Consider the following 26,560-nt stretch of genomic DNA (forward strand, 5'->3'; position numbering starts at 1 on the left):
TGACGCAGCGGACGGGCAGGGCGAACAGGTAGATGAGGTTATGTCGAGATTCATCGTGCGCCGGTTGTTGGCACTCATACCGATGCTGTTTCTCGTGCTGGTGATCGTGTTCTCACTGGTGCGACTGATCCCGGGCGACCCCGCGGTCAGCCTGATGGGGCCCGGCGCCACCCAGCAGCAGATCGACGCACTGCGCGACCAACTCGGCTTGGACCAGCCGGTCCTGATGCAGTTCTTCACCTACGTCGGTGACGTCCTGCGAGGAGACCTCGGCGTCTCGCTGAAGACCGGCCAGCCCGTCGCGGACGAGATCGCCTCCCGGTTGCCCGCCACCCTCGAACTCTCCGTCATGGCGCTCCTCGTCGCCGTCGTCGTGGGCATCCCGATCGGTGTCCTGTCCGCCGTACGCTCGAACACCTCCGCCGACCATGTCATCCGGCTCGTCTCGCTGCTGGGCGTCTCGATGCCGGCCTTCCTGCTGGCACTGCTTCTGCAGATCGTCTTCGGGACCGCCCTCGGATGGCTCCCCGTGTCCGGACGGCTGGATCCGACGATCATCGACGAGCCCGTCACCGGCTTCGCCGTCCTCGACGGGATCATCGCCGGGGACTGGGCGGCGGTGGGCAGCGCCGTCGAGCATCTGATCCTGCCGACGATCGTGCTCGCCGCCTTCCTCGCGGCCTCGATCGGACGGTACGTGCGCAGCACCATGCTCGACACGATGGGCGAGGACTACATCCGCACAGCCCGGGCGAAGGGGCTCGGCCGCGGCGCCGTCGTCCTGGGCCACGGGCTGCGCAACTCCCTGCTGCCCACGGTCACCGTTATCGGGCTGCAGTTCGCCGACATGCTCGGCGGAGCCATCCTCACCGAGACCGTCTTCTCCTGGCCGGGCATCGGCCGGTACATGTTCGAGGCCATCAACACCCGGGACTACCCCGTCATCCAGGGGGCCACCCTGGTCTTCGCATTGCTGTTCGTCATCACATCGATCGTCGTGGACGTGCTGTACGGCGTGCTCGATCCCCGCGTCCGCACGAAGGTGGGCTGACCCATGGCAGACTTCGTCGTCTTCCTCCGCCGCAACACCCTGGCCACCGTCGGCCTCGCGATCCTGCTGATACTCATCGGCCTGGTCACGATCGGTCCGCTGATGTCGCCGTACTCGCCGACCCGACTCAGCATCGGAGACAAACTGCTTCCGCCCGGCGCGGAACACTGGCTGGGCACCGACGCGTTCGGCCGTGACGTACTGACCCGCGTCATGTACGGCGGACGCGCGACGCTGGTCATCGGCATCGGCGTGGTACTCATCGCCTTCGTCGTGGGCGTCACGACCGGACTCGTGGCCGGCTTCTTCGGAGGCTGGGCCGACACCGTGATCATGCGCGTCGTCGACTCGGTCCTCGCCTTCCCGGGCCTGGTGCTGGCGATCGCGCTCGCGGCGGCCTTCGGTCCCTCCCTGCAGAACGCGATGCTCGCCGTGGCCGTCACGCTGGCACCGCAGTTCGCCCGGGTCGCCCGCAGCGAGGCACTCGCCATCGGGGTCAAGCCGTACGTCGAGGCGGCTTCCGCGATGGGTGTGCCACGTTTCAGGATCCTGCACCGCTACGTCTTCGTGAACGGCCTCGGACCGCTCCTCGTCCAGTCCACACTGGCGCTCGGCAGCGCGATCCTGCAGACGGCGAGCCTGGGCTTCCTCGGCCTGGGCGCCCAGCCCCCGATGGCCGAGTGGGGCGCGGACGTCTCCGCCAGCCTGGAGTACGTGCGCAGCGCCGCCTGGGTGGCGTTCGCCCCGGGGTGCGCGATCCTGGCCGCCGTCCTGTCGTTCAACCTGATCGGCGACTCCTTCGCCGAATGGCTCAACCCGCGCCGCCGCAAGCAGGAGGCCTGAGGCCCGCCATGTCCACTCTGACGATCGCCCTCGAAAAGGTCGACTTCCTGCCTCCCACACGCGTGACGGACGACACGAGTGTGCTGACCCTGAAGAACCTGGTCTTCGAGCCCCTGCTGAAGTGGCAGGACGGCTCGGTGCGTCCCGCGCTGTTCGAGAGCTGGACCCACTCCGCCGACGGCCGGGAGTGGACCTTCTCCCTCCGGGAGGGCGCCACCTTCCACGACGGCGTGCCGTGCACCGCGCACCACGTGATCGACTTCGTCTCCGGAATCCTCGACGCCGTCGACACCTTCGGGATGAAGTGGTCGTACGCGCGCTACCTGGCCGACGCCCGCATCTCGGCCGAGGGCGACGGCGTGGTGCGGGTGGAGAATCCACGGCCGCTGGCCGATGTCCTGGACATCTTCAGCGAGTTCTACATCTGCCGCCTGACGGACGACGGGCAGCCGGTGCTCGGCACCGGGCGCTATCGGGTGGCCGAGTTCGAAGCCGGACGGCGAGCGGTCCTGGAACGGGCCGGTGGACCGGCCGGCGGCGACCGCGTCGGCGGACCGGGCGGCGGTCACGGCTGGGAACGGATCGTCGCGCTGGCCGAACGCGGGGCTGAGGAACGCCTGGCGTCGCTGCGCTGCGGCGAGGTGGACGCGGCGCTCAACCTGGAGCGCGTCGAGGGCCGTCTCGCGTTCGACGAGGACGTCGACTGGAGCACGGCGGTCAACACGCTGTCGGTGATGGCGTACCTCAACTGCCAAGAGGGAATCTTCCGTTCGCCCAAGGCCCGGCTGGCCGTCAACCACGCCGTCGACACCGTCGCGCTCGCGACCGAGGTGTTCCACGGTCTCGCCGTGCCGTCGGCGACCGTGGCCGGCCCCTTCCACCTGGGTACGGCACAAGCGGGCCTGGAGCCGGTCCGCTACGACCCCGACACCGCCCGGCGGCTGCTCGACGAGGCCGGCACCGGCGGCTCGGTGCGGCTGCGCACACCCACCTTCATGCCGGAACGGGCCCCGGAGACCAGTCACTTCATCGCCGCATCGCTGGAGGCGGTCGGGCTGGACGTGACGGTCGAGACCGAGCGCGACCGCCCGGAGTACGCGCGCCAGGTGGGGCGCAAGGAGATCGGCGACATGGCGGTCTTCGACTCTTCGCCGCACAGCACGTACCGCATCCTCAACGACAAGATCTCCAGCGCGACCCGGGCCGTCTGGTGGCAGGGCTTCGACGACGAGGAGACCGAGCGCCTCATCGGGCGCGCCAACAGCGCCGTCTCGCACGACGCCCGGCGGACCGCCTACGCCCGCTGCCTGCGGCGTCTCCACGAGAACCCCCCGTGGCTCTATCTCGTGCACCCGGTCGAGGTGCTCGGGACGCGCACCGGCGTGGCCGGGCTCTCGATCGACCACAAGGGCACACTCACCCTCGCATGAACAGGTAACCGGTCATGGACAAGAACTACTCGATCACTTTCTTCTACTATCCCGACATCCATGAGGTCGCACCGTTCTACGAGGACGTGCTCGGCTTCGAACTCGTGCTGGACCAAGGGCTCGCGCGCATCTACCGGATCGCCGGCCAGTGCTACTTCGGGATCGTCGACGGCACCCGCGGGCACCTGAAGCACCAGGAGAAGAGCGCGGTGCTGCTCACCATCGTCGCCGACGATGTCGAGGGCTGGCACGCGCGCATGGAGAAGGCCGGTGTGCCGGGGCTCTCGGACGTGCTGACCGGCACGTACTGCGAGCACTTCTTCTTCGAGGATCCCGCCGGATACGCGATCGAGATCCAGCGCTTCCGCTCCCCGGACGTTGCGCAGCTGTTCTGATGACACGAGAGATCCGGAACGAGACCGGGAACCCTGCCGGGAGCGGGAGCGGGAGCGGGAGCGGGAGCGGGAACGGGAACGGGAACAGGAACAGGAACAGGAACAGGAACGGGATCCAAGCAGTGCGCGACCGGCTGCTGTCGACCGCCCGGAGCTACGGCGACGCGGCGCTGCTGCCCCTTTCCGACGGCTCGCACCTCGACCTGCGAACGGGCCATCTGCCGCGCCTCGTCAACTTCACCTTCGAGGACAAGGCGGCCAAGGGCCTGCGGAAACTCAGGGACCAGACCGACCCCGAGCCCCCCGTGTACTTCTCGGCCCTGGAAGCCGTGCGGGACAACGCGGCACTGGTGCTGGCGGGGGACTGCGGCAGCGGCAAGACCAGCCTGGCGCTGTACCTCGCGTATGTCCTCGCCGGCGGGGGACAGGCGGCGCGCGCGGTGCCGCGCAACGACCTGGGTGCCGTGCACGACGAGGAATGGCAGGCGCCGGAAGTCCTGCCGCTCTGTCTGCGGGTCACGGCTGCCACGAGCCTGAGGGACCTCCTCGGCGCGGCCGTGCCGGACATCGACGAGCTGCTTCACTGCCTGCGCCCCGAGCGGGGGGCTCCGGTCCCGGAGCATGCCGCGCTGCAGATCATCCTGGACGGTGTCGAGGCTGCGGGGGAGCGTGGCCCGGCGTTGCTGCAGGAGGCGATGGACATCCAGCAGCGGTATCCGGGGGTCAGGGTACTGGCGCTCGGCGAGACCTCGGTGGTCAGGTCGTGGGTGCTGCCCGCGCAGTACACACGTCATGAGCTGCTGCCGTTCACCGTGGCGCAGCGACGTGAGGCGCTGTCTGGGATTCCGGGCGTCGGCCCGGACACGGCTTCTGCGGTGTTGGGTGAAGTGGGCGCGATTCCGGCCCAGTTCGCGATGGCCGTCCAGGCGCGGGCGGCGGGCGGAACCCCCGAGATCCTGGTGGACGAATGGCTGGCGGGCACCGCCGGTTCCGCCGAGGAGGTTCGGCGTCTGGGCGGGCGTGCGGTCGAGCTGCTCCAGGGGGCGGCGCTCGACCCCGATGCGGACCCGCTGCTCCTGGGCAACCGCCGGGTGCGGCAACTGCTGGCAGCCCGCCGTCTGTTGACGCAGCGGCCGGAGACGATCACCGAGTCGTACCGGCGCGATCCCGCGTTGTGGGCTCCGGTGCTGAGAAGTCTCGCGGTCCGTTACGCCGGATCTGCCGAGGCGAACGCCCTGGTCGGGGCGTTGCTTGAGGGATCCGCTGACGATGTGTCACGTGGTGCGCTGCTCGCCGTCGATCTCGCCACTGATCTTGCCACCGGTCTCGCCACCGATCTTGCCACCGGTCTCGTCACCGAGCCCGGAGCGCTGCGTGAGCGGATCTGCGGACACCTGCTTGCCGTTGTGGAGACGGGTGCGCTGACGGCTCCCGAGCGCGAACGTGCCGGAAGGGTCCTGTCCTGCTGGGGCGACCCCCGTGATCTGTCGGCCCTGGCCGACGTCCCCGCGGGTACGGTCGTCATGGGTTCGCTCACGCACCCGAATTCCGCTCCACCGCACAAGGTGACCGTCGACGCCTTCCGTATCGGCCTGTACCCGGTGACGAACGCCCAGTACGGGGCCTTCGTCCAGGAGACGGGGCATCCATGGCGCAGCCCGGACGGCTTCGCCGAGGACCGCCGAAACGCCCCGGCCACGGACCTCACCTGGCGAGACGCGCGTGGGTACTGCGCATGGCTGACGGACCGGTGGCGCGCCTGCGGGCGCATCGGCCCCGACGAGCTGGTACGGCTGCCCACGGAGCCCGAGTGGGAACGCGCGTCCCGCGGTGACGAACCCGACCGTGGCGCGGACACGATCGTGTACCCGTGGGGAGCGGGGTGGACCGATGACTGTGCCAACTCGGAGGAAGCGGGCTTCAACGCCACCTGCACGGTGGGCCTCTTTCCCAGGGGCCGTTCCCCTTACGGCTGTTACGACATGGCCGGTCAGGTGTGGGAGTGGACGACGACTCTGTGGGGCGAGGACATGGCCACCCCGGGTTTCGCCTACCCCTACACATCGGACGGCCGCGAGAACGCGGACGCGGCCCCCTCGGTCCGCAGAGTCCTGCGCGGCGGCTGCTTCTCCAGCGGCAGGGCAAAGGCCTGCTGCACCTACCGGGGCAGCCTGGAGCCGGACGGCTTCTGGCGGGGCAACGGCTTCAGGATCGTCGTGGCCGGGAGCTGACAGGCTGACGGGGCCTGCCGGTCCGGGTGGGCAGGCCCTGTCAGTGGACCGTGATGTGCATGCTCCGGGCAGCGCAATGCAGCAGACTCATTCTTACAACCTTCGCGTTGGACGTGTGTGTTCGCCTCTGCCTGCCTGCCTGCCGGGTTGCCGGGTTGCGGTTGTGCCTGGCAACGGTGGACGGATGTCCTTCGTGCCATGCGCCGCCCCGATCTCGTCCGGCAACTCGTGGTCATGGCGTCACTTCCGGGCGGGCTGCCGGGGGCCGGCTGGGTGATGGCTCCGCTCCCGCTCGCCACCGCCCTGACCGGCGGCAATTGCAACGACGTCACCCAGCCGTGCCACTGTTCCCGCCTGTCCCGCTGTTTCAGCCCGTGCCGGTGTTCCAGCCCGTGCAGCCTGGATACGGCGAACGCGGCAGGCCTCGGAGCCGCCCGCCCGGAGGGCGCCGGAGCGCCGGAAGAAGCGAAGCCGTACCGGACGGACAGCGCCTTCGCGCAGCGGTGACCCTGTCTTCAGGTGCCGTGCCATGGCCGCCCGCAGGGACCGAACGGCCGCCCGGTCGGGGTCGTTTCTGCCTCACCCTCGTGTCACCCGGACCTCCGCGACTTCCATCAGCCCGTCGAGTTCGACCCGGCCGACCCTCTGGGCGGGGCGCACCGTGAGACCGTCCCGGCGCACCAGGTCGAGGAGGCGCTCGGCGAGCGGCAACACCATATGGCGGCCCCAGCACCGCTCGTCGGCGTGGCCGAACGGCAGGTAACCGGGGTGGTCGTCCGGGTCCAGGTCCGCCCACCGCTCGGGGCGGAAGGCGTCGGGATCCTCCCACCGCGCGGGGTCGCGGTGACTCAGGAGGGGCAGCAGCAGGACATCGTCCGCCGGACCGATCCGGGCGTCCACCGCCGTGAATTCGGGCGAGGCCATCCGGAGGATGTTCCAGGACGGCGGCAGTAACCGGAGCGCTTCGGCGAGGACATACCGGTTCGGGACGCCGTCGTCGAACGGCGCGCCCAGCCAGACCGCGTTGGTGACCAGCGCGGCCACGGTGAAGCAGACCGGCGCTGCCACCCGCCGGTAGAGGTACATGGCGTACCGGCGGTCCGGGTAGCCGGTGGCGCCGAGCACGAGCGTGGCGAGCTTCGAGAGGGGTTCCGCGCCGTCGGGGCGACGCAGCAGGGCAGCGCACGACGTGACGGCTGACCAAGTGAGTTTCGGGGTGAGTTCCAGTCTGCGGTCCACCAGGACCCGGAAGCGCAGGAGTTCTTGTCCGAAGACCAGGTCCCGGAGGTAGGTGTGCGGCACCTGCGGCCACGGGCCGGTCAGGTCGACCGGAGCCTCCAGGGGGCGCTGGAGCGCTTTGCGCACGTCCGCCGCCACGGCCTGCATGTAGGCGGACGCATCCGCCCGGCCGACGTGCCGGCCCAGGACGGGTTTGAAGGTCGGGCGCTCCTCGGCGTTGGCCGGCCGACTGCGTAGCAGGGCGTCCATCAGGTCGGCGCCCGCGACGCCGATCGTGGTGGGTTCCAGCCGGAACAGGTCCTGGCCGGTGTGGTGGCTGAGCAGCGCATCGATCCTGGGCGCGAAGCGTACCCGCCGGTCACTGTGGCCGGCGATCGGTCGCTGGGACATCGGGAACCTCCGGGAACGCGGGCCGGTGGCGGTACGGGCCGACACGCCCGCCCCGCCACCGGCCTCTCCTACGAGCGCGGGCCAGTCAGATCCAGCCGTACCACGCATACGCCTTGAGGCTCTTGTCGCTGCGCATCCGCTTCACGAGACGAACGAACTTCATCCGTACCTCCAGGGCGGGGAAAGGTCTGTTCCCCATTCGCAGGCCGCCGAATGGTCTTCGACCGCCGCAGAAGTGAATGCCGGGGTTCCGAAGGCGTCAAGTGACCTGTATCACCGCAAAGAACAACTAACCCCGTGTTTCATACGAGTTCACTAGGCAAGGTGGCGAACAGTGCACAGGAAAACGGGCAATTGATCCCGATATCGTGGATACGTATGCCAAGTGCCTTATGGAACAGCAGTGTTGGCAGTCACGGTGAAGTGGCGAAGGTTTTACGAAACACGGGTTCTGGGCGGCACCCGGCGGCACGCGCGGAACGAGACGGTCCGTCCACTTCCATGGAGCCCGGAGCACCCGCAACACGGCGGGACCAGACCGAGAAGCCATATGTCGGCTCTCCCGCGTCTGTACCTCCCGCCACCGCTACGATCGACGGCTGCGCGCCCACCGCCCGTCGCCGCCGATATGCAGCGCCCGAGCGCATCGCAATGCCGTCGTGCTGCCGACCGGCTCGGCCGGGCCGTCTGCTGACGAGGGGTGGTGCGATGGCCGACCACACCGCCCCCACGCGCCCTGGCTGCATCTGCGGCAGGTTCGGGCCCAGCCCCTGCCCGGGGGTCGCACCCTGCGCGCGGGCCACGGCGGGAGAAGGGCGAGTACGGCTGGAGCGCTTTCCCTGATCCGCCTGGTGATCCACACGCGACCGCCCGGATCCGTAGTACCCCGGTCCTGTCCTGGCCCGGTTCCGCTGACGGCAGTCCCTGCGACGCCCGGGACTGCTCCGTCGGTGCGAAGTCCGGGCGGCGCGGGCCGCGCCTTACTGCCGTCGCCCGGGATCCGGCGGAGCATGACGCTGCGGGCATCCGGATCCACAGGCATACACGCCGTCACCTCGCCGTGAACAGAACTGCCTTCCTGGCTGCGCCGACCTGGCACCCGTCCGCACGGGGCCACGGCCGGCGAAGGCGTCGGCAGGGCGTCAAGGGTGAGCCAACAGGGCGTGAGCGCCGGGCGGGAGAGGGATGAGTGTCAAGAGGTCAGGGGCAATCCGCCCGCAGACCTTGGGTCTTTGTCGTGCTGTCACACTTGGGGGGATCCTCATGCGTACGTTCCACAACCGCCACCGCGCCACCGCCACCGTCATCGGCGCCACCGCGGTACTCGCTCTGACACTGACCGCCTGCGCCGGGCAGGCAGCCGGCGCGAAGGCCGCCGGCTCTGCGGACAGTTCCGTATCCGTGGCGGCTTCGGCGGGGACTTCGCGGTCCACCGGGCCGGTGAAGACCAGCAATGCCGTTCATGCCATCGACACCACGCACGCCGCCGCCAGGAACGCCGTCGTCACGAACTCGGCCGACGGCAACGCCAACAGCGACAACAGCGACAACTACGCCTCCACGCACCCGTGCCAGATGCAGAAGCTGTCGCTCCACGTGACCCGCCGGGCCGGTGCGCCCACCCAGCGGGTGATCGAGGTGCGCAACGTCGGTGCTCACGCCTGCGGCCTGAGCCACTACCCACGGGTCAGCCTGGGCAACTCACAGTCCGCGGACCACAGCCACGACGTCAGGCCGCTGGTCCCCGGCAGGCTCGGCGGGGCACCCGCGTTCCCGGTCCGGGCCGGACACACCGCCTACGCGGTGATCGACCTCGATCCGAGCGGCACGACCACCGGGACCGTGGCCGGGATCGACGAGATGAACGTGCTGGCCGACGGCGACCACATGCCCAACGCGGACACGCTCAACTTCCCGCTCGGCCCGAGCGCGAAGGTACTCAGGCCCAAGCTGGGCCTGTACAGGAACACGGTCACGGACGCGGTGGTTTCCATGACCGGGGCCGACACGCAGTCCTGAACACTCACCGTCCGCCACTGCCCTCGACGACAGCGCATTCAGGGACTCGCCGAGAGGACTTCGAGGAAGACCTCCGTCAACTGCTGCTCAGGTCGTCCCCGTCGGGCCGCTTCTCCGAGCGGCTGCCGAGCACCGAGGTCTTCGTCTGGCGGACAGATCCCGCCGAGTGGTGACCGGTGAGTTTCGGCCCGACAGGACGGCCTCCCACCGGTACGGGCGGCGGGCCGTCGTGGCGGGGTGATGGTGCCCGGCCCAAGCCGGATCTGAGGTAGTTCCCCGCGCGTGTTGCCGTCCGGAAGGGGACTTCAAGACTTCAAGCCCGTCCGGCAGGAAGGAACTGGTGCTGGGCGCGTCGGCCGGCGCAGCGCCCAGGTCCGGTACCACCCCTGCACAGACCGGAGGCTGCCCCGCAACTCCTTGGCGATCACCGCGCTCGTCACACCCCACTCGAACCGCTCAGCAGTCTTCAGCCGCAACTGCGCCCGGAACTCCCGACGTCCGACGGTCAGTTCGCCCCCGGGTGGACACCGCATCCCACGGTGATACCGCACAGCACAGGGCCCGGTCAGCCCCATGCGACATCACGAGTTCAACGCCAGCCCTGACCGGCGGCTGAAGTCAATGCATAGAGTCTCCACCGAGCCCGGTGCGGTTCACATGGTGTCGTGCCGGATTGCCGTTGGCGGGCTTGTCGACCCGTAGTTGGCCACCGGCAGCCCCGGCTACGGCTGGCTCATCGCGGTTTTTCGGCTCAGCCGGCTGCCCGGTCGGGCGCCGCATTTCGGGTGCCCGACCAGGCTCCGCCCCGGCTACAGGTACGGGCGGGTGATCAACTCGATCGCGTGGCCGCCGGGGTCCTTGAAGTACACGCCCCGACCGCCGTGCCCGTTGTTGATCTCGCCCGAGCGTCGCATCTGGGGATCGGCCCAGTGCTCGATTCCGTGGTCACAGAGCCGCTGGTACGCCCGATCGAACAGCTCATCGTCGATCAGGAACGCGTAATGCTGCATCTGAATCTCCACCGGCGGCTCAGCGAACTGCAGCAGCACACCATCAGCAAGCTGAATGTTGGTGAACGGGCCCCAGGAAGGAGCTTCCGGCAGCTCCAACAGCTCTCGGAAGAAGCGGGCCGACTCCTGACGATCCTTCGCGGCGATGATGGTGTGGTTGAACGTGACTGTCATTCGGCTGACCTCAGTTTTGTTCGGCACGAAAAGGGACTCGCGGTGCACGAGCCCTGGGAGGTCCGCGTGCCGAACTGAGGGGGTGCCTTCTCCGCCCCCGCTGCCTGATCAGCCGTCCGCCGGGTGGCCAATCCGTGTGTGGCGTAGCGCCGGTCCGGTGTTCACGGCGGTGATCCTACTTGAGCCGGCAGACCGCGACAACGTCTGAAGGGAGCCGTCAGTCGGGCGGGACGTGCCGGTGCTTCCATGCGGATCGCTACGCCCTCGGCGAAGCAGGGGCCCGCAGACTCAACGTCCGTGTTTGAGTCTGCTGATGGAGATCCTGGTACTGGGTGGGACAGCGTGGGTGGGCCGCGAGATTTCGCGGCAGGCACTGGAACGTGGGCATCGGGTGACCTGCCTGGCCCGCGGTGAGAGTGGCGAAGTGGCCGAGGGCGCGGCACTGGCCGTTGCGGACAGACGTGATCCGTCAGCGTACGAAAGCCTGGCGGGCCGGGACTGGGATGCCGTGGTCGAGGTGTCGTGGCAGCCGGCATTCGTACGTGAGGCACTGGCAAGCCTCGGTGAGCGGACGGCCCATTGGTCGTACGTGTCCTCGATCAGCGCGTATGCCTCACATGCGCAGTTGGACGCGGACGAGTCGGCGGAGCTGCTCCCGGCGGCCGAGCGGGACGAGGCCGACCGCGAGGAGTACGGGGAGGCCAAGGTGGCCTGTGAGGAGGCCGCTGCGGCTGCGGTGGGTGACCGTCTCCTCATTGCGCGGGCGGGACTGATCGGCGGTCCCGGTGACCACAGCGGCCGCACCGGATACTGGGTCGGCCGCGCGGCGCGCGAGCCCCTGACGCCACTACTGGTGCCCGCCTCACCCGGCCTCGCGACGCAGGCGGTTGACGCGCGTGACCTCGCGGCGTGGCTGCTCGACTGTGCGGAGAAGGGGACGACCGGAACGTACGACGCGGTCGGCCCGATCGTGCCGTTCGGCGAGTGGGTCGCACTGTCGCGGGAGATCGGCCGGCATACCGGGCCGGTGGTGCAGGCCGACGCCGACTGGCTGCTCGGGCAGGAGGTGGGTCAGTTCATGGGCCCGGAATCGCTCGCCATGTGGATGGCCGACCCGGACTGGGCCGGCTTCAGCGCCCGCAACGGTTCTGCGGCCGGCTCGGTCGGCCTACGGCATCGGCCCCGAGCGGAACTACTGGAGGACACCCTGCGCTGGGAGGCGGAGCAGGGTTTGGACCGGCCTCGCCGGGCCGGTCTGAGCGGCCGACGCGAACGCGAACTGCTGGAGGCATGGGGTAAGGCGGTACGGGTGTAGGCGCGCAACCGTAACGGGGCGACGAAGACCTGGCGCCACGCCCTGTTCGGACGTGGCGCTCAGGCCGGTAGCCGGCGAACCCGGCCGAAGATCCGTGACTTGTCACGTCAAGTAGTCGCTTGTCGCGTCCGACCATGCACGAGCAGCGGAGGGTTCGTATGCTCGCGAGCGGGATGGGGCTCGTAGCGCAGTGGTAGTCGCGCCTTCACCGCATGTGGGAGGACGCCGGTTCGAATCCGGTCGGCCCCATCCCACCCTACGAGTCATGACTGGCGCCGGCCCGCTTCATCGGTTGGACCCGCAGATCACCCAGCACGGCGCGGGGAAGACCGTAAGCAGCGGGATGGGGCTGCACGTCTGGGTCCGGTACGCCCTTCCTTGCCTTCCCCCCTCGACGTACCTCACCTCGCAGGACCCTCGCCGCCCCGGTGCCCGGCGTCGGCCCGCGGACGGGTACCGGGGCGGCGGCGGTGGAGAGGTCGGGCCGCCGCACCGGCACGTCGTTCAGCCGGTCACGGGCCGGGGCATGGCCGTGGGCTGGGCGTCCGTCCGCATCGCGGCGTCGGTGCCGCCGTCGACGGTGAGCAGGGAACCCGTCGTGAAGCGGGCCTCCGGGCGCAGGAACTGCTCGACCCAGAAGGCGATGTCCTCGGGGTGGCCGAAGACGCCGAGCGGCATCGGGGTGGGGAACGCGTCCGCGTCGAGGTCCTCCGCCTTCATGGTGGATCCGGTCATCAGCGGGGTGATCACGGCACCGGGGGCGATGGCGTTGAGGGTGATGCCCCGGCGTGCCCACTCCGGGGTGACCGCGGTGGCCCGTACCCAGCGGGAGAGGGCGAACTTCGAGGTGGCGTAGGTGCTGATGCTCGGGCTGTTCGCCGCCAGTTCGGCCGGCAGCGCGGTCTGCGCTGTACCGGCGTGGGCGCGAGCCGCCTCCTCATCACCGGAGAGCATCAGGTCCACAAGCCGGTCGTCGATCATCGGCACGGTGGTCGAGGAGTTCGAGCTGATCACCACGGCGCGGCCCGCGCCTGCGGCCTCCAGCGCCGGGCGCAGTCCGCTCAGCAGAGCCACGGGGCCGAAGTAGTTGATCGAAGCGACGGCGGCGGCGTCACGCACCTGCGGTCCGACGCCCGCCACCGCCGCGACACCGTCGAGCCGGCCGTCGGCGAGCCGGATGATCTCCCGTACGGCGTGGGTCCTGCCCTCGGCCGTGCCCAGGTCGGCGACGACGTCGGCGTCCCGCAGGTCCACCCCGATGACGCGATGTCCGGCGGCGCGCAGCCGGGCGGAGCTGGCGGCGCCCATGCCCGAGGCCGAGCCGGTGACAGCGTATGTACCCATGGTGATTCTCCTTCGTGCGGTGCTCGGTCACCGTGGCGACCGCGGTGGTGCTGGTGGGTCACGGGAGTCCCGCCACCTTTTTCAATCATAATTCAATCACTGATTGACAGGGGATCCTGGTGGGGGCACCTGTGATGCAATGGCTCCGTGAGTGACGCGGACACCCCCACGCGGCAGCGCCTTCTTGCCGCCGCCAAGCAACTGTTCCTGGAGAAAGGGGCCGATCAGGTCTCCCTGCGCGCGGTGAACGGGGCGGCCGGGCTGAACCCGGGAGCGGTCCATTACCACTTCGGTTCCCGTGAGGGACTGATCTCGGCGCTGCTCGAACAGGAGCTGGGTCCTGTGTGGCGGTCCTGGTGGGACCGTGTTCCCGACGACGGTGCCGTGGTCGAGGAACTGGTGGGGGGGCTCGTCGAGCCGTTCGCCGAGCTCGTCGGGACGCGGGACGGCCGGGTGCTCGTGCATCTGCTGGCGCGTACGGCACTGCCCTCGGGACAGCTTCCGAACGTCTCGACGCCGTACACCCCTGCCCCCTTCGAGGTGCGGCTGGGCCGCGCACTGCCGGACCTGACGCCGCAGGAGGTCACCGAACGGTGCGAGCTGGCCTTCAGCCTGGTGATGGAGATCTACGGGCGCCCGCTGGCACGGACACCCGCCGAGAACCAGGTCTTCCCCGACAGCCGCACGGTCGTCGCCTTCGTCCTGGCGGGTCTGACGGCGCCCCCGGTGGGACGCAGGGAACCGGGGGAGTAGCGGCTCCGCGGAGCGCTACGCCGACATCATGGTGGCCGTGACGACAGGGGACGGTCGCCTCCGGACTGCCTTCCCGCGCCGCCACTCAGGTCGGGTTGAGTACGTGTGCTCATGTCCGGTGCATGCTCACGTGGGGAGTATCGGTGCGGGGCCGCAGCAGAGTGGCGCCGACCCGATTCAGTGCTGAGACAGTTACGGAGAACCCCATGTCCCGACGCGTTGCCCTGTCCGTAGTAGCCGGTGTCGTCCTCCTCGGTGGTGCCGGTGCCTTCGCTTTCGCCCAGGCCGCAGAGCAGGCCCCGGTGCTGACGCACAGCACTGCCCGCTACACCGCTCCCGACGGGGACCGAGACGGCTCGCTGGCCTTTGTCACCGACGTCACGGCGTCCTCCGGTGTCAAGAGCGTGAAGGTGCTGGCCTGGCCGCAGAACTCGTCCTTCGCCAAGAAGGGGCTGACCGCCGAGGACATGGCCGCAGTGGAGTCTGCCGACTGCGAGCCCTCCGGGCAGAACACCGTGCGCTGCACCTACACCGCCGACGTCACCGCTGCCGAAGCCGAGTCCTCCCCGCGCGGTGCCTGGCACGTCGCCGTCCTGGCCACCGCGGAGAACGGCACCACGACCCTGGACACCGAGGCGGCCGATTTCACCGTCCGGTGAACCGGACGCGCACGTGGCCGAGAGCAAGTGCGGCCGACGACGCGCGCCGGTCCGCCACGCTGTGCGACAGCGAGGTGACCGCGAACGATCCGATGGTGGCGGCCCGGGTGCGGAGCGGACGGATGCGTGACCCGTACGCCGCGCCGTCGATCAGCAGGGGCAGGCGCTGGATCAGGCGGGCCCCGGCGAGCTCCGGGAGCTGCTCGGCGTCGCCGTGCGCGCAGGGGGCGACCTGCCGCTGGATCTCGTCCAGGGCGGTGACCTGGAGGTGGGGGAGGACGGCCGACAGCACCACGCGCTGCCCGTTCACGGTGTGGTCCATCGTGAACTTGCCGTACACCGAGGGGAACCGGGCGATCTTCGGGCGGAGCTGGAACAGGGGCGAAGTGGCTACGGCAGTCCATGCCGCAGGATCCGTCTGGAAGTGCCGGGAACTGCCGGGCCCGTTGGATCCGTATCAGGAATGTGTCGAGACGGACGGCACTGGCCGGTGGGTCACTCTGACGTCCTGATCAAGACGCCCACCGACGTCCCAGGGGCCGTGCGGGTCTTCCTCCGTGCCTGCTGTCGGCTGGGTCCGCGGAGCCTGCGGGCGTTGTGCGGTTGGTCATGCGGGCGTCCGGCTGAACCAGCAGGACGCTGTCTCCGGCCTCCGGGGCCATCTTGCCCGTACAGATGTCTTCTTCATGGGCTTGGGCGGTGGATGGCCCGGTGGCCCGTCGGCCCGGTGGCCCAGACGGAGGTCAGGCCCCCGTCCGGCTGAGTGGGGCGGGCATCCGGTGGGTGGTGTGACCCGGTTCGTCGCGGGTGGTGGTCCTGCCGCTTTGGTTCATTCCGGCAGTCGGCTCATGGGTTGGTGAACCGGCTGGCGGGCCCGGGCCGTCTCGATGTCCTGGACGTGCTCTTCGGCCCAGAGCCGTACGGCGCGCAGTGGGATGAGCAGGGAGCGGCCCAGCGGTGTCAGGGCGTACTCGACGCGGGGCGGGTTCTCGTCGTACTCGTGACGGCTGATCAAACCGTCGGCTTCCAGGGAGCGCAGGGTTTCGGTCAGGACCTTCGGGGTGATGCCCCGGATATGTCCCTTCAGTGCGCTGAAGCGGCGAGGTCCGTCGTCGAGGGCGTTGACGACGAACACGGTCCAGCGGGCGCCGATACGGTGCAGCACCGTGCGGCTCGGGCAGGTTGCTGCCATCACGTTGTACGCCTTGCCCATTGCTGCTCCCGGTTTCGTTGAAGATACCGGTATCAAATCCATACCGTTGTGCCCGATCCTACGAGAGGGCGTGAGGCACATGGAACGGATCCTGGTCATTGGCGGTGCACGGGCGCTTGGCGCGGCCGTTGCGAGGCGTGCGGTGAAGGACGGGTACGACGTTGTTGTCGGTGCCCGCGATCTGGCTGCGGCCGACGTGCTGGCGAGCGAGATCGGCGCCACAGCGGTGCGGGTCGATCTGCAGGACGAGTCGACGCTCGCGGCCGCGGCGAAACGGCTGGAGGATGGTATCGACCACATCGTGACGACCGGTTCGGCGCCGCACGATGTTCGCGCGACCGAGCTGGATCGCGACAAACTGCTGGCTGCGTTCACCGCGAAGGTGGTCGGCCCGATGCTGGTGGCCAAGCACTTCGCGCCGGTACTGCGGCCGACCGGGTCGATGGTGCTGTTCTCCGGCGTTGTCGGCTGGCGCCCTGGGCCGGGATCACTCGTCAAGGGGGTCACGAACGGTGCGGTCGAGTACGCCGCGCGCCACCTGGCGGCTGATCTGGCGCCGGTACGGGTCAATGCCCTCTCGCCCGGTGTCGTGGACTCGGGCGCATGGGATCGCCTGGGTGACAACAAGGCCGCCTTGCTGAGCAAGAGCGCGGCCGGGACCTTCGTCGGACGCCACGGTGAGAGCGACGACGTCGTCGACACGGTGATGTGGCTCCTCCGTGCGGGTTTTGTCTCCGGCGAGACGATCCACGTCGAGGGCGGCGCCCGCCACAGATCCGCCTGATGCCTGGCTGCCGAGCGCTTCCGGGTCCGCCGGCGCCGCCTGCCGGCATCCGCACTCCTGAGTGAGGCTGAGAACCGGCAGTATCCGGAAGCAGCTCAGGTGGCGGTGATGCATGGACGCCGGGTGTCGGCGCACGGCCGGGCAGCCGCTGCTCCGTATCGTCGCCGGGCTTGCCCGGAGGCTGTCCCGTACGTGGGCATCCTTGCCGGGCTTGCCCGGAGGCTGTCCCGTGCGGGGGCCGGAGTTGTCCGGAGGGTGCCATGTTGTGGAGGTGTGCGGCGCCGGGCTTCGTCGAGTCCGCGCTTCCCGAGCCCCCGGCGGGCAGTGCGCTCGTGGAAAACCTCTACTGGTCCGTCGACCCCTACCACCGCGAGATGATGGACCAGGTGCCCGGCGGTTTCGCGCTCGGCACACCGCTGGAGGGGCGCACCATCGGGCGGGTCATCGCCTCGCGCACGCCTCGGCTGGCCGAGGGCGAGATCGTGTTCCACCGGCGGGGCTGGCGCACGCACGCAGTGCTCACGCCCGGGGAGATCCGGCGGCTGCCCCGCTTCGACGGGGTACCTCTGACCGCGTACCTGGGCATCCTCGGCGGCACCGGTCTGACCGCTTATGTGGGCCTGACCCGGATCGCCCGGCTCCAGGAGGGCGAGGACCTGTTCGTGTCGGCCGCCGGGGGAGGGGTCGGTACCGCGACCGGGCGGTTCGCCCGGCTGCTCGGCGCCGGTCGGCTCGTGGGCAGTGCGGGTTCGGCGGCGAAGGCCGGCCATCTCACGCGGGAGGTCGGCTATGACGCCGTCTTCGACTATCACGAGGGGCCCGCCGCCGATCTGCTCGGCAAGGCTGCTCCGGACGGCATCGACGTGTTCGTCGACAACGTCGGCGGCCGGCAACTGGCCGCGGCGGTCGGAGCGTTGCGCGAGTTCGGACGCATCGTCCGCATCGGCACGATCAGCCAGTACAACAGCCCCGGCGCGTCGCAGCCACGCTTCGACTACGCGGACATCGTGGAAAAGAGCATCCGCATGGAGGGCTTCCTGGTCAGCAACTACCGTGACGTGCAGGACGAGTTGTACGAGTTCGCGGTACCGCATCTGCAGAGTGGCCGGCTTGCTCTGGACGAGACGGCCGTTGACGGGTTCGAGCACATCGTGGACGCGTTCCTGGGAATGCTGCACGGCCGGAACACCGGCAAGATCATCGTGCGAGAGCGCACACAGATCCCGTCCGTGACCTGACACCGGACCCGTCCGTGATCCGACACCGGAACGGGTATGGCTGAGCGGCGCCCTCTCGCGCGCACTCCTCCCGCCCGGCGGGCAGGCACCTCAAGCGGCTGACCGGTGACTCTGCCCCGGTGGAGCACCGAAAAGGGGCCGGGTGGCGCCCGGTGGCCTCTGCCGTGGCCCTCAGCCGGTCACCGGCACGCGACAGACAACGCAGCCCCCCGGCCGGCGCACGGCGCCCGCCGATTGTCTCGGCCTCCGGGCCGCTGCAAGCGGCCGGGCCGCTGCTGATGTCGTACAGGGCGCCGAGTCGTGGCTGGTGTCGGACGGATGCGGCCGGGCCGGCGGCGGCAAGGGGTGGCACGAGGGGTGTTCAGTAGGCCGCCCGGCCGCCGCTGATGTCGTAGACGGCTCCCGTCGAGAAGCTCACGGCATCGGAAGCGAGCCAGGCGACGAGTTCGGCCACCTCCTCGGGCCGGCCGACGCGCTTCATCGGGATGAGGTCGGTGAGGTGTGCGAGTGCCTCGGGCGCGGTGGCCGCGTTCATGGGCGTCGCGATGACGGCCGGCGCGATCGCGTTCACGAGTACCCCCGTCGTCGCGAGCTCCTTGCCCGCCGACTTGGTGAGCGCGATGACGGCTGCCTTCGACGCCGAGTAGACCGACAGGTTGGGGTTGCCGTCCTTGCCCGCCATGCTCGCGAGATTCACGACGCGACCCCAGCCGCGCTCGACCATGCCCGGGACGACGGCGCGCATCGAGGCGACGACGCCGAGCACGTTGACGTCGAGCACCCGGCGCCAGTCCGCCGCGGTCGTCTCGATCAGCGCTGCGCCCGGCCCGACGATCCCCGCGCAGTTGACGAGGATGTCCACGGGGCCGAGTTCTGCCGCGACTGCGGCGAAGGCACTGTCGTCGGTGACGTCGAGCGTCACGTCCGGCTCGCCGGCGACATCGACGGTGATGACGTGGATGCCGTCCCGGCGCAGCCGGTCCGCGCTCGCCGCACCGAGTCCGCTGGACCCGCCCGTGACGAGTGCCCGGCGCACGTGCGTACTGGACGGCCTCATGCCGTGCCCCCTGTGTTCTTGTCGGTGCGAAGTCTCTTGCAGGTGCGAAGTGCCAGGCGCTCCAGGTCACGCGAGAGGGGGGAGTCGGCCCCGCCGATGTCCGCACGGTTGACCATCAGCACGAGCGTGGTGGCGTTGCGCGGGTCGACGACGAGATGCGTACCCCATGCGCCACTCCACCCGTACGCGCCGGGGGCTCGGACGTCATCGTCCTTTGCGACCCCGACCATGACGCCGAGCCCCCATTCCCGGCCGGGCGACAGTTCCCGGGCGCCGCGCGCTCGTTCGGTGTTCATCGCACGGACCGTCGACGGCCGCAGGATGCGGGTGCCCTCCAGCGATCCGCCGCCGGCCAGCATGCGGGCGAACCGGTCCATGTCCACGACCGTGCTGAAGAGCCCCGCCGCACCGGAGTGGAGCCCGGCAGAATTGGAACGCATCCCCTGGTCACCGTCGCAGCCGCTCTCGTCGCGCAGGCGGCCGCCGTCGTGGCTGTAGAGGCGTACCAGCCGGCGTTCCTGCTCGTCGGTGAGCACGAAGGCGGTGTCGGTCATCCCGAGCGGACCGAGGACCGACGCCCGCAGTGCGCTCTGCAGGTCGGTGCCCGCGCAGATCTCGACGATCCGGCCGAGGACGTCGAATCCGACCTTCGGGCTGTATCCCGCACTCTCGCCCGGCTGAGCGTCACCCGGCACACGCGCATAGGAGTCGACACGCTCGGCGAGCGTGTCGTCGTCGCGGGACAGGGCATCCAGGAACCCCTGGCTGTCGGGCCCCTGCCCGAGCCCGCTCGAATGGGTCAGCAGGTCGCGGACGGTGACAGGACGGGCCGCGGGCACGGTCCGCGGACGCACGGCGCCGCCGCCGTGCGAAGTCCACGAGACCCGGACGCCTTGTGCCACGGCCGTCGAGGCGTACGAGGGGATCAGGCGGCTGACCGGGTCGTCGAGGCCGAGGACACCGGCCTCCACCGCCTGCAGCACAGCGACCGCTACGACAGGCTTCGTGAGGGACGCCAGCCGGAAGACCGAGCGGTCGTTCACGCATGCGGACCGCCCGGCATCCGACCGGCCCAGCGCGGCGCTCTCGACCAGCACACCGTGGCGGCGGAAACGCAACGCGCCCCCCGCCACCTCGCCCGCCTCGACATACGCCGCGAGCCGCGCCACGAGCGCAGTCGCTTGGGGGCTCACCAGGTGGCCGTCTCGTCACACCACGCGAAATTCATCGGTGAAACGTTATTGTGCCGCTGTCGGCCGAGTCAACACCGGTACGGAGAAAGCAAGGGCAAGGAGCCACTGAAAGCTTGCCAGATACGGGTGTTGACAGAGGGAAGGGTGATCGATAGTACTGGTATATCGATTCACTCTGCTCGTGGTGCGCCACCAGCCTCGCGATCGCGGGTGATCGCCGTCATGTGCGATCCGCCCGGCAGGATGCCCGTTCTGCCGGATCTCGAAGATGAGGACGCGACGATGCGACCCTCCGTGAAACCCAGTCGTACCCCCTTGCTGGCGGCGCTCGCCGCCGGGGTACTGGCGGCAAGTCTCACCACCGTGCTCCCGGCTCAGGCCGCCACCCCCGTCACCTACTACGTGAACAACCTCAGCGGTTCGAACTGCTCCGACTCCGGCCCCGGCACGAGCACTGCCCAGCCGTGGTGCACGTTCACCCGTACGGGCTCCGTGACGCTCAAGGCCGGCGACAGTCTGCTGCTGGCCCGCGGCGCCTCCTGGTCACAGGAGCTCAGCGTCGGCATGTCCGGCAGCCCGGCCCAGCCCGCGACGATCGGCGCGTACGGCACGGGAGGCGCGCCGCGCATCCCGAGCACTCCGACCGGAACAGGGATCAGCCTCACCGATCCCACCCACGCCGTCGTCACCGGTCTCGACATCGGCGACAAGACGTCGTCGGGATCGGGTGCGCTCGCCTACGGCATCATGGCCACCTACACGACGCTGGACAACAACGGCCTGACGTTCAGTGACCTGTCGGTCCACGACAGCAGCCAGATCGGCGTCCTGGTGCGGGCCACGGCCGCGCAGACCGCGACCCAGACCGCACTGACCGGTCTGACGTTCTCCCGCGTCACCACGAGCCACAACGCCCAGGGCATCGCGATCACCCGGCAGGGGACACTTTCCGGGGCGACGCCCGTACCGGGCAACGACGGCGACCTGACCTTCCAGAACGTGCTCGTCGACCGGTACTCCTCAAGTCATGACGACGCGAACCAGACCCTCGACCGCGTCTCCGAGACCGGCGTCCCCTGCGTCGCGCTCACCCTCCAGGCGGCCACGAACGTCGTCGTGCGCAACTCGACCATCGACACCGCCGGCGCGTGCCGTACCGCCGTCGGGACCACCTCGCTGTTCCTGGGCCAGGTCAACCACGTACTGCTCGCGAACAACATGATCGTCAACGCGCCGAACACACAGAACCCCGACATGACGGCGATCGACTACGAGTCGCTGACCAACGACGTCAAGGTCGTCGGCAGCTACTTCGCCGACAACTACGGCGGGGCGATCGAGTATCTCGCGATCCACGGCCCGTCCGACTTCTCGACGGCCGGGGTCGCGAGCTCGAACGTGTTCATCCGCAACGGTTACCAGAACAACATGCCCTATCCCGGCGGCGGGGCGATCACGCAGCACGGCGGCAGTATCCCCGTACAGGCGACGGTTTCCGACAACCTCTACCACGAGCCGTACGCGTTCCTGACGGCTCAGGGCGGTGGCAGCCTCGCGAGCTTCACGTCGGCCAACAACACCTCGATCGGCGCGGCATCGGACATCTCCCACGCGGCCGCCCAGTTCGGCGCCTCGCCCTGGGGATACCAGCAGGGCTCGGGATCAACATGGACGGCACTCACCTACCACTCGTCCACGGCAAGCTACACCGGCTCGGGCACCACGATCGACAAGTTCACACTGACCCCGGCCGCCACGACAGGTGCGGGGCTGACCTGGACCGCCCCAACGACCGGAGTCATCAGCCTCCGGGGCTACCCGATGACGGAGTCCGGCACGACCACGGCCACGGTGACGCGTAACGGCACGACCCTCGCGACCGCGAGCGTCGGCACGTCGGGGACATCGGTCAAGGCCGACGACCTCGCGGTCACGGCCGGCGACGTCATCCGCTTCTCGGTCCCGGCGGGAGCCGCCACCGTGAGCTGGGCGCCGTCGCTCGCGTACACCTCGACGTCGGCGAACTCCGACCCGGCGGGCACCTGGTCCTTCGCCGCCGCGGGTGACCCGCAGGGCTGGACGACCAATGCCACGGCGTCGGTGAACCGCGGCCACGCGACGGTCAACACCGTCGCGGGAACGACCACCATGGACTCACCCGACAGCCTCGGCCTGCCGACCGCGAACCACTCGGCGGTACGGCTCGACTACGCCAACAACACGTCGGCGACCTCCGGCCGGATCTACTTCACCACGGCCGTGGGCCAGTCCTTCACGACCGCGCGCTCGGTGAAGTTCTCCATAGAGCCGAAGTCGACAGCCGGGCTCGTGGAGGGCTTCCGCAACACCATCATCCCGATGTCCGGCAACGCCAACTGGACCGGCACGATCCAGCGCATCCGGATCGAACTCACGAGCGTGGCCGGGACCTTCCTCGTCGACCGCGTACAGCTGACCAAACCGGCGGCCACCGGATGGGAGTTCGGCAGCGCAGACGGCTGGACGGCAAAGCCCGACGTCAGCTGCGCCACGACCGGCACCCCCTCCGCCTCACCCACGGTCGATGTCGACAACACGAGCGGCACCTTCACCCCGCACGACGACATCAACTGGAACTACTCGCGGATGCAGCAGTTCACGGTGAGCACTCCGAGGCTGGCCCAGATCGACTTCTGGGCCTACAAGTCGGGCAGCCCGGCGGGATGCCTCTACTTCAGCGTCGTCAAGATCACCGACTCGGCAGCCCACAAGGGGACGACGTTGTTCACCGGTGCCGTCCCGGCCTCGTCGGTGACTACGACAGGCGGCTACGTCAGCGTCTACCCAGGACTCACCGGCCTCGACACCGCGGCGACGTACGCGCTCGTCATCCACAACCCGTACGTCATCCCGGACGGCGGCACCTACGGGCTCGGGTTCAGCGACAGCGCGTCCAACCCGGCGGCCTCGTTCGGGGAGTACTACTCGGCCGACAACCGCGGCACATGGAACGGCCCGGAGACCAACCGCAGCCTCAACTTCCGCACCTACACGGCCGCGACGATCGCGACGCAGAACCCGACGGCGGGCTACTCGGCCGTCACGGTGTCCGACGGAGTCACCACGACGACCGGCGGCTACGAGCCGGCGTTCCTGTCACCGGGCTCGCTCGCCATCCCGGCGGCCAGTACACGCTACGTCCACATCCGCATGAACAACCCCGACAACCGCTCGACCGCCTATCTGCTGTTCACGACGTCCGGCCACACGTCGTTCGATCAGCCGGGGGTCGGCTGGCCGGTGCCCAACGAACAGGGGCTGAAGGGCACCTCCTTCTCGCTCCTGCCGGGCTCGGAGTACCACGAGTACGTGCTCGACATGTCGACCGTGCCGGGATGGACGGGGACGGTCCAGCAGTTCATGTTCGAGCCGGCGACGCGGTGGAACTACCGCATCGGCAGCCTGAGCAGCACGTGGTCCGGAAAGATCGACCACATCCGGTTCTCCTGACCGGACGCGGTGCCGTACGCGCCTGCGTACGGCACCGCCGTCTCAGGCCGGTGCCTGGTATCGGAACTCGTGGACTCCCGGACCGAGCCGGCGGTCGCCGTCGGGGAGTGCGACGACCGCACGCGTGCCGAACGGCACCTCCGCCCGCAGCCGTACGGTGCCTCCCGCCAACTCCCAGGAGCTCGCCGCGGTTCCGTAGGGCGTCCGCACCCGCGCCGCCGCTGACGTCAGACCGCCCCCGAGGCGCGGCTCGATCCTCAGTTCCCGCCACCCGGGGGCGGTCGGGACGAGGCCCGCGACCCCGTGGTAAAGCCAGCTCACGACCGCGCCGAGCGCATAGTGATTGTGCGACGCCTGTGGCCGCCCGTCCGCATCGATGCCGTCCCAGCGCTCCCAGATCGTCGTGGCGCCGAGCGCGATCTGCGCCAGCCAGGAGGGCTGGGTCTCCTGCAACAGGACCGCGTACGCGAGGTCCGCCCGCCCGTGATCCGCGAGCACCGGCAACAGCATTCCCGTCGAGAGGAACCCCGTGCCGAGGTGATGTCCGCCGGCCTCGATCTGCGCCACGAGCCGGGTGACGGCGGCGGGCCGGTCGCGTTCCTCGACCAGACCGAAAGCGAGCGCCCGAACGTAGTCGTCCTGGCGGTCGTCACCGATACGGCCGTCCCGGCGTACGAAGGCGCGCCGCCAGGCCTTGCGGATCAGGGCCGCCTGCCGTTCATAGCGCACCCGGTCCTCGTCACGGCCGAGGACGCCCGCGATCCGGGCGAGCACGGCCGAGGAGTGGGCGAAGTACGCGGTCGCGACGACGGGCCGCCCGAAGCGCCAGTTGTGCTCCATCTCCTCGTCGCCTTCGCCCGGACGCAACCACTCGCCCCAATGAAAGCCCTGATCGACGATCCACCGTTCGAGCCGGCCGGCCCCCCAGGTGAACCGGCGGCTGCGATGACGACCGCGTCGCGCCAGGGCGTCCAGGCTCGCCACCCAGCGCTCGGCCGTCACGTACAGGGCCTCCAGAACACGGCGATCGCCGTACGCGAGGTAAAGGTCCCACGGGGTGAGCACAGCGACGTCACCCCAGCCGACGGAACTCGAAACGGCGTCGAGAGTGTCGAGGAGGGGACCGCTGAACGCCGAGGTCTCGCTCGGGATGTACGGCGGAATCCGGCCGTCGGGCAACTGCTCGGCAGCCACATTGACGAGATACCGGCGCAGGTACGCCTGCGCGTCGACGAGCAGCGCCGCCGTCTCGGCGAAGACCTGGATGTCGCCGGTCCACCCCGCGCGTTCGCGGGTGGGGCAGTCCGTCGGCGTGTCGGTGAAGTTCGAACGCAGACTCCAGCGGACGTTCGACTCCAGGCGCTCCAGACGCGGATCGGAGCAGCGGAACTCCCCGGCGGAAGTGAGGTCGCTCGACAGCACGACAGCACGTACATCGTCCGGGCCGAGCGGCTGCGCTCCTACGATCTCGACGTACCTGAATCCCTGGATGCTGAACCAGGGCTGGAAGACATGCTCGTCGCCGTTGAGCACGATGTCGTCGCGGAAGAACTTCGGATGCGCCTTGTCCACCTGGATGTAGTCGGTCTCCAGCTCACCGTCGGGGGTGACCAGTTCGCTGTAGGTGATACGGACCTCGGGTCCGGCACCGGCGGCAAGCCGTACACGTACGACACCCGCGAGGTTCTGCCCGAAGTCGACGATCTGCGCTCCGCCGGGAGCAACGGTGACGGTGACCGGCGAACGCACCCCGACCTCCGTGACGCGGGGCACCGATTCCGCGACGAGGACACCCGACGGTGACGGGACGACGGCGACGGGACGCAACCGTGCGGGGCTGACGTCGCCGAGCCAATCGTCGAAGGGAAGCCGCAGATCCCGACGCTCACCGCGCATCGGGTCGCTGCGCAGGATCGCGCCCCGGCCGCCACTCCAGTCTTCGTCGCTCAGCAGCCGCACCGAGGTACCGTCGGCGAGGTCGAGTTCGACCTGGACGAAGGCGCTCAACCGGTCGCCATAGCTGCGCCGCCGGTCGAACGCGCTCAGGCCACCGCGGAACCGCCCGTCGCCGACGGCCACACCCAGGACGTTCTGGCCGGGCCGCAGGAGGCCGCCGAGATCATAGACCTGGTACTCGACAAGGTGATCCATCGGCGTCCAGCGCGGCACGAGCGCGGGACCGGTGAGGTCGTGACCGTTGACGAAGAGCTTGTACCAACCACAGGCGGAGACGTACGCCCGGCCGCGTACCACGGCCGCCGGCAGGTCCAGCTCGCGCCGGAACGTCGCCACCGACGCGTCGTCGGGGTCGGACTCCTGCGCCAGGGCGATCCACGCGGCGACCAGGTCGGCCGGGTGGAGTTTCGCGGTCTCGAACCGCGCCCAGTGGCTCCATGCGCTGCGGGTGCCCGCGTCACCGACGACGCGCACGCGCCAACGGTAGGCGCGGGACGACGCGAGCGGGGAGCCGTCGTAGCGGGCATCGAACGGACGCTCGTCGGCGACCTCGCCGCTGTCCCAGACGCATGCCCCTGTCACCGCGTCCTCGACCTGGAGGCGGTACGCGGCCTGGCGCGTGTCGGGGGTGTCCGCGGGTGATGTGATCTTCCAGTCGAACTCGGGCCGCGGGGTGCCGATGCCCAGCGGGGACTCGCACAGTTCGGTACGCAAAGCGGTCACGCGCACGGGCGGCCGCCCGTCGTCGAAGCGGCATCGAGCCGGGTCATCAGGTTT

At 69.6% G+C, this 26,560-nt stretch carries 21 protein-coding genes and 1 tRNA gene; 13 read left to right on the top strand and 9 right to left on the bottom strand.

Going from position 1 to position 26,560, the window contains the following annotated elements; translation table 11 throughout:
• The first annotated feature begins 40 nt into the window (after positions 1 to 40).
• From ACFVUT_RS18410 to ACFVUT_RS18430, 5 genes are all read left to right on the top strand, one after another.
• Positions 41 to 1,051, top strand: coding sequence for an ABC transporter permease (locus ACFVUT_RS18410; RefSeq protein ID WP_389649410.1), 1,011 nt, complete (start codon positions 41 to 43; stop codon positions 1,049 to 1,051).
• A 3-nt stretch (positions 1,052 to 1,054) separates the two neighbouring features.
• Positions 1,055 to 1,894 (top strand): ABC transporter permease, encoded by an 840-nt coding sequence (locus ACFVUT_RS18415; protein WP_389649408.1) that lies wholly within the window; start codon positions 1,055 to 1,057, stop codon positions 1,892 to 1,894.
• An 8-nt stretch (positions 1,895 to 1,902) separates the two neighbouring features.
• Complete coding sequence (locus ACFVUT_RS18420) at positions 1,903 to 3,324, top strand: ABC transporter substrate-binding protein (RefSeq protein ID WP_389649405.1); 1,422 nt, start codon at positions 1,903 to 1,905, stop codon at positions 3,322 to 3,324.
• Positions 3,325 to 3,338: 14 nt separating this feature from the next.
• On the top strand, positions 3,339 to 3,719 hold the full coding sequence (locus ACFVUT_RS18425; protein ID WP_389649402.1) for a VOC family protein: 381 nt from the start codon (positions 3,339 to 3,341) through the stop codon (positions 3,717 to 3,719).
• Between the two features lie 122 nt (positions 3,720 to 3,841).
• Positions 3,842 to 5,950, top strand: coding sequence for an SUMF1/EgtB/PvdO family nonheme iron enzyme (locus tag ACFVUT_RS18430; protein WP_389649399.1), 2,109 nt, complete (start codon positions 3,842 to 3,844; stop codon positions 5,948 to 5,950).
• Positions 5,951 to 6,529: 579 nt separating this feature from the next.
• On the opposite strand, the gene ACFVUT_RS18435 is transcribed toward ACFVUT_RS18430, so the two are convergent.
• Positions 6,530 to 7,579: a cytochrome P450 gene (locus ACFVUT_RS18435; RefSeq protein WP_389649396.1), complete on the bottom strand. Its 1,050-nt coding sequence runs from the start codon at positions 7,577 to 7,579 to the stop codon at positions 6,530 to 6,532.
• An 85-nt stretch (positions 7,580 to 7,664) separates the two neighbouring features.
• Positions 7,665 to 7,778 carry a tryptorubin family RiPP precursor gene (locus ACFVUT_RS18440; RefSeq protein WP_389649394.1) on the bottom strand — a complete coding sequence of 38 codons (114 nt, stop codon included), beginning with the start codon at positions 7,776 to 7,778 and terminating at the stop codon, positions 7,665 to 7,667.
• Positions 7,779 to 8,842: 1,064 nt separating this feature from the next.
• Between ACFVUT_RS18440 and ACFVUT_RS18445 the strand changes: the two genes are divergently transcribed.
• On the top strand, positions 8,843 to 9,598 hold the full coding sequence (locus ACFVUT_RS18445; protein ID WP_389649391.1) for a DUF4232 domain-containing protein: 756 nt from the start codon (positions 8,843 to 8,845) through the stop codon (positions 9,596 to 9,598).
• Positions 9,599 to 10,407: 809 nt separating this feature from the next.
• On the opposite strand, the gene ACFVUT_RS18450 is transcribed toward ACFVUT_RS18445, so the two are convergent.
• Positions 10,408 to 10,782 (bottom strand): VOC family protein, encoded by a 375-nt coding sequence (locus ACFVUT_RS18450; RefSeq protein ID WP_389649389.1) that lies wholly within the window; start codon positions 10,780 to 10,782, stop codon positions 10,408 to 10,410.
• A 313-nt stretch (positions 10,783 to 11,095) separates the two neighbouring features.
• Between ACFVUT_RS18450 and ACFVUT_RS18455 the strand changes: the two genes are divergently transcribed.
• Together ACFVUT_RS18455 and ACFVUT_RS18460 are read left to right on the top strand one after the other, a co-directional pair.
• On the top strand, positions 11,096 to 12,097 hold the full coding sequence (locus tag ACFVUT_RS18455) for an NAD-dependent epimerase/dehydratase family protein (RefSeq protein ID WP_389649874.1): 1,002 nt from the start codon (positions 11,096 to 11,098) through the stop codon (positions 12,095 to 12,097).
• 175 nt (positions 12,098 to 12,272) lie between these two features.
• Positions 12,273 to 12,346: transfer RNA gene (locus ACFVUT_RS18460), tRNA-Ala, on the top strand.
• Between the two features lie 255 nt (positions 12,347 to 12,601).
• Here ACFVUT_RS18460 and ACFVUT_RS18465 read toward each other — a convergent pair.
• Entirely contained in the window at positions 12,602 to 13,441 is an 840-nt protein-coding gene (locus ACFVUT_RS18465; RefSeq protein WP_389649387.1) for an SDR family oxidoreductase, read from the bottom strand.
• Positions 13,442 to 13,588: 147 nt separating this feature from the next.
• Here ACFVUT_RS18465 and ACFVUT_RS18470 point away from each other — a divergent pair, with 147 nt between their 5' ends.
• On the top strand, positions 13,589 to 14,194 hold the full coding sequence (locus ACFVUT_RS18470; protein ID WP_389649384.1) for a TetR/AcrR family transcriptional regulator: 606 nt from the start codon (positions 13,589 to 13,591) through the stop codon (positions 14,192 to 14,194).
• A gap of 206 nt (positions 14,195 to 14,400) precedes the next feature.
• Positions 14,401 to 14,853: a DUF5707 domain-containing protein gene (locus tag ACFVUT_RS18475; RefSeq protein WP_389649382.1), complete on the top strand. Its 453-nt coding sequence runs from the start codon at positions 14,401 to 14,403 to the stop codon at positions 14,851 to 14,853.
• Here ACFVUT_RS18475 and ACFVUT_RS18480 read toward each other — a convergent pair.
• On the bottom strand, positions 14,840 to 15,163 hold the full coding sequence (locus ACFVUT_RS18480; RefSeq protein ID WP_389670991.1) for a hypothetical protein: 324 nt from the start codon (positions 15,161 to 15,163) through the stop codon (positions 14,840 to 14,842). The two genes, ACFVUT_RS18475 and ACFVUT_RS18480, sit on opposite strands and share 14 nt — an antisense overlap.
• Positions 15,164 to 15,682: 519 nt before the next feature.
• Positions 15,683 to 16,066, bottom strand: coding sequence for a winged helix-turn-helix transcriptional regulator (locus ACFVUT_RS18485; protein ID WP_389649376.1), 384 nt, complete (start codon positions 16,064 to 16,066; stop codon positions 15,683 to 15,685).
• Between the two features lie 79 nt (positions 16,067 to 16,145).
• Between ACFVUT_RS18485 and ACFVUT_RS18490 the strand changes: the two genes are divergently transcribed.
• Positions 16,146 to 16,850 carry an SDR family NAD(P)-dependent oxidoreductase gene (locus ACFVUT_RS18490; protein WP_389649373.1) on the top strand — a complete coding sequence of 235 codons (705 nt, stop codon included), beginning with the start codon at positions 16,146 to 16,148 and terminating at the stop codon, positions 16,848 to 16,850.
• 260 nt (positions 16,851 to 17,110) lie between these two features.
• Positions 17,111 to 18,088: a zinc-binding dehydrogenase gene (locus tag ACFVUT_RS18495; RefSeq protein ID WP_389649371.1), complete on the top strand. Its 978-nt coding sequence runs from the start codon at positions 17,111 to 17,113 to the stop codon at positions 18,086 to 18,088.
• A gap of 361 nt (positions 18,089 to 18,449) precedes the next feature.
• On the opposite strand, the gene ACFVUT_RS18500 is transcribed toward ACFVUT_RS18495, so the two are convergent.
• Together ACFVUT_RS18500 and ACFVUT_RS18505 are read right to left on the bottom strand one after the other, a co-directional pair.
• Complete coding sequence (locus ACFVUT_RS18500; RefSeq protein ID WP_389649368.1) at positions 18,450 to 19,145, bottom strand: SDR family NAD(P)-dependent oxidoreductase; 696 nt, start codon at positions 19,143 to 19,145, stop codon at positions 18,450 to 18,452.
• Positions 19,142 to 20,338 (bottom strand): serine hydrolase domain-containing protein, encoded by a 1,197-nt coding sequence (locus ACFVUT_RS18505; protein ID WP_389649365.1) that lies wholly within the window; start codon positions 20,336 to 20,338, stop codon positions 19,142 to 19,144. The genes ACFVUT_RS18500 and ACFVUT_RS18505 overlap by 4 nt, the downstream gene beginning before the upstream one ends.
• A 294-nt stretch (positions 20,339 to 20,632) precedes the next feature.
• Between ACFVUT_RS18505 and ACFVUT_RS18510 the strand changes: the two genes are divergently transcribed.
• Positions 20,633 to 23,827: a hypothetical protein gene (locus ACFVUT_RS18510; RefSeq protein WP_389649362.1), complete on the top strand. Its 3,195-nt coding sequence runs from the start codon at positions 20,633 to 20,635 to the stop codon at positions 23,825 to 23,827.
• A gap of 42 nt (positions 23,828 to 23,869) precedes the next feature.
• On the opposite strand, the gene ACFVUT_RS18515 is transcribed toward ACFVUT_RS18510, so the two are convergent.
• Positions 23,870 to 26,512, bottom strand: coding sequence for a family 78 glycoside hydrolase catalytic domain (locus tag ACFVUT_RS18515; RefSeq protein ID WP_389670993.1), 2,643 nt, complete (start codon positions 26,510 to 26,512; stop codon positions 23,870 to 23,872).
• Between the last annotated feature and the right edge of the window lie 48 nt (positions 26,513 to 26,560).

Source organism: Streptomyces sp. NPDC058051, from assembly GCF_042885475.1.
GTDB lineage: Bacteria > Actinomycetota > Actinomycetes > Streptomycetales > Streptomycetaceae > Streptomyces.

Excerpts from the sequence above, each read along its gene's own strand:
- ACFVUT_RS18475 (WP_389649382.1), top strand. The coding sequence starts at position 14,401 with ATGTCCCGACGCGTTGCCCTGTCCGTAGTAGCCGGTGTCGTCCTCCTC.
- ACFVUT_RS18420 (WP_389649405.1), top strand. The coding sequence starts at position 1,903 with ATGTCCACTCTGACGATCGCCCTCGAAAAGGTCGACTTCCTGCCTCCC.
- ACFVUT_RS18455 (WP_389649874.1), top strand. The coding sequence starts at position 11,096 with ATGGAGATCCTGGTACTGGGTGGGACAGCGTGGGTGGGCCGCGAGATT.
- ACFVUT_RS18445 (WP_389649391.1), top strand. The coding sequence starts at position 8,843 with ATGCGTACGTTCCACAACCGCCACCGCGCCACCGCCACCGTCATCGGC.
- ACFVUT_RS18450 (WP_389649389.1), bottom strand. The coding sequence starts at position 10,782 with ATGACAGTCACGTTCAACCACACCATCATCGCCGCGAAGGATCGTCAG.
- ACFVUT_RS18425 (WP_389649402.1), top strand. The coding sequence starts at position 3,339 with ATGGACAAGAACTACTCGATCACTTTCTTCTACTATCCCGACATCCAT.
- ACFVUT_RS18490 (WP_389649373.1), top strand. The coding sequence starts at position 16,146 with ATGGAACGGATCCTGGTCATTGGCGGTGCACGGGCGCTTGGCGCGGCC.
- ACFVUT_RS18410 (WP_389649410.1), top strand. The coding sequence starts at position 41 with ATGTCGAGATTCATCGTGCGCCGGTTGTTGGCACTCATACCGATGCTG.
- ACFVUT_RS18415 (WP_389649408.1), top strand. The coding sequence starts at position 1,055 with ATGGCAGACTTCGTCGTCTTCCTCCGCCGCAACACCCTGGCCACCGTC.
- ACFVUT_RS18500 (WP_389649368.1), bottom strand. The coding sequence starts at position 19,145 with ATGAGGCCGTCCAGTACGCACGTGCGCCGGGCACTCGTCACGGGCGGG.
- ACFVUT_RS18440 (WP_389649394.1), bottom strand. The coding sequence starts at position 7,778 with ATGGGGAACAGACCTTTCCCCGCCCTGGAGGTACGGATGAAGTTCGTT.
- ACFVUT_RS18465 (WP_389649387.1), bottom strand. The coding sequence starts at position 13,441 with ATGGGTACATACGCTGTCACCGGCTCGGCCTCGGGCATGGGCGCCGCC.
- ACFVUT_RS18485 (WP_389649376.1), bottom strand. The coding sequence starts at position 16,066 with ATGGGCAAGGCGTACAACGTGATGGCAGCAACCTGCCCGAGCCGCACG.
- ACFVUT_RS18495 (WP_389649371.1), top strand. The coding sequence starts at position 17,111 with ATGTTGTGGAGGTGTGCGGCGCCGGGCTTCGTCGAGTCCGCGCTTCCC.
- ACFVUT_RS18435 (WP_389649396.1), bottom strand. The coding sequence starts at position 7,579 with ATGTCCCAGCGACCGATCGCCGGCCACAGTGACCGGCGGGTACGCTTC.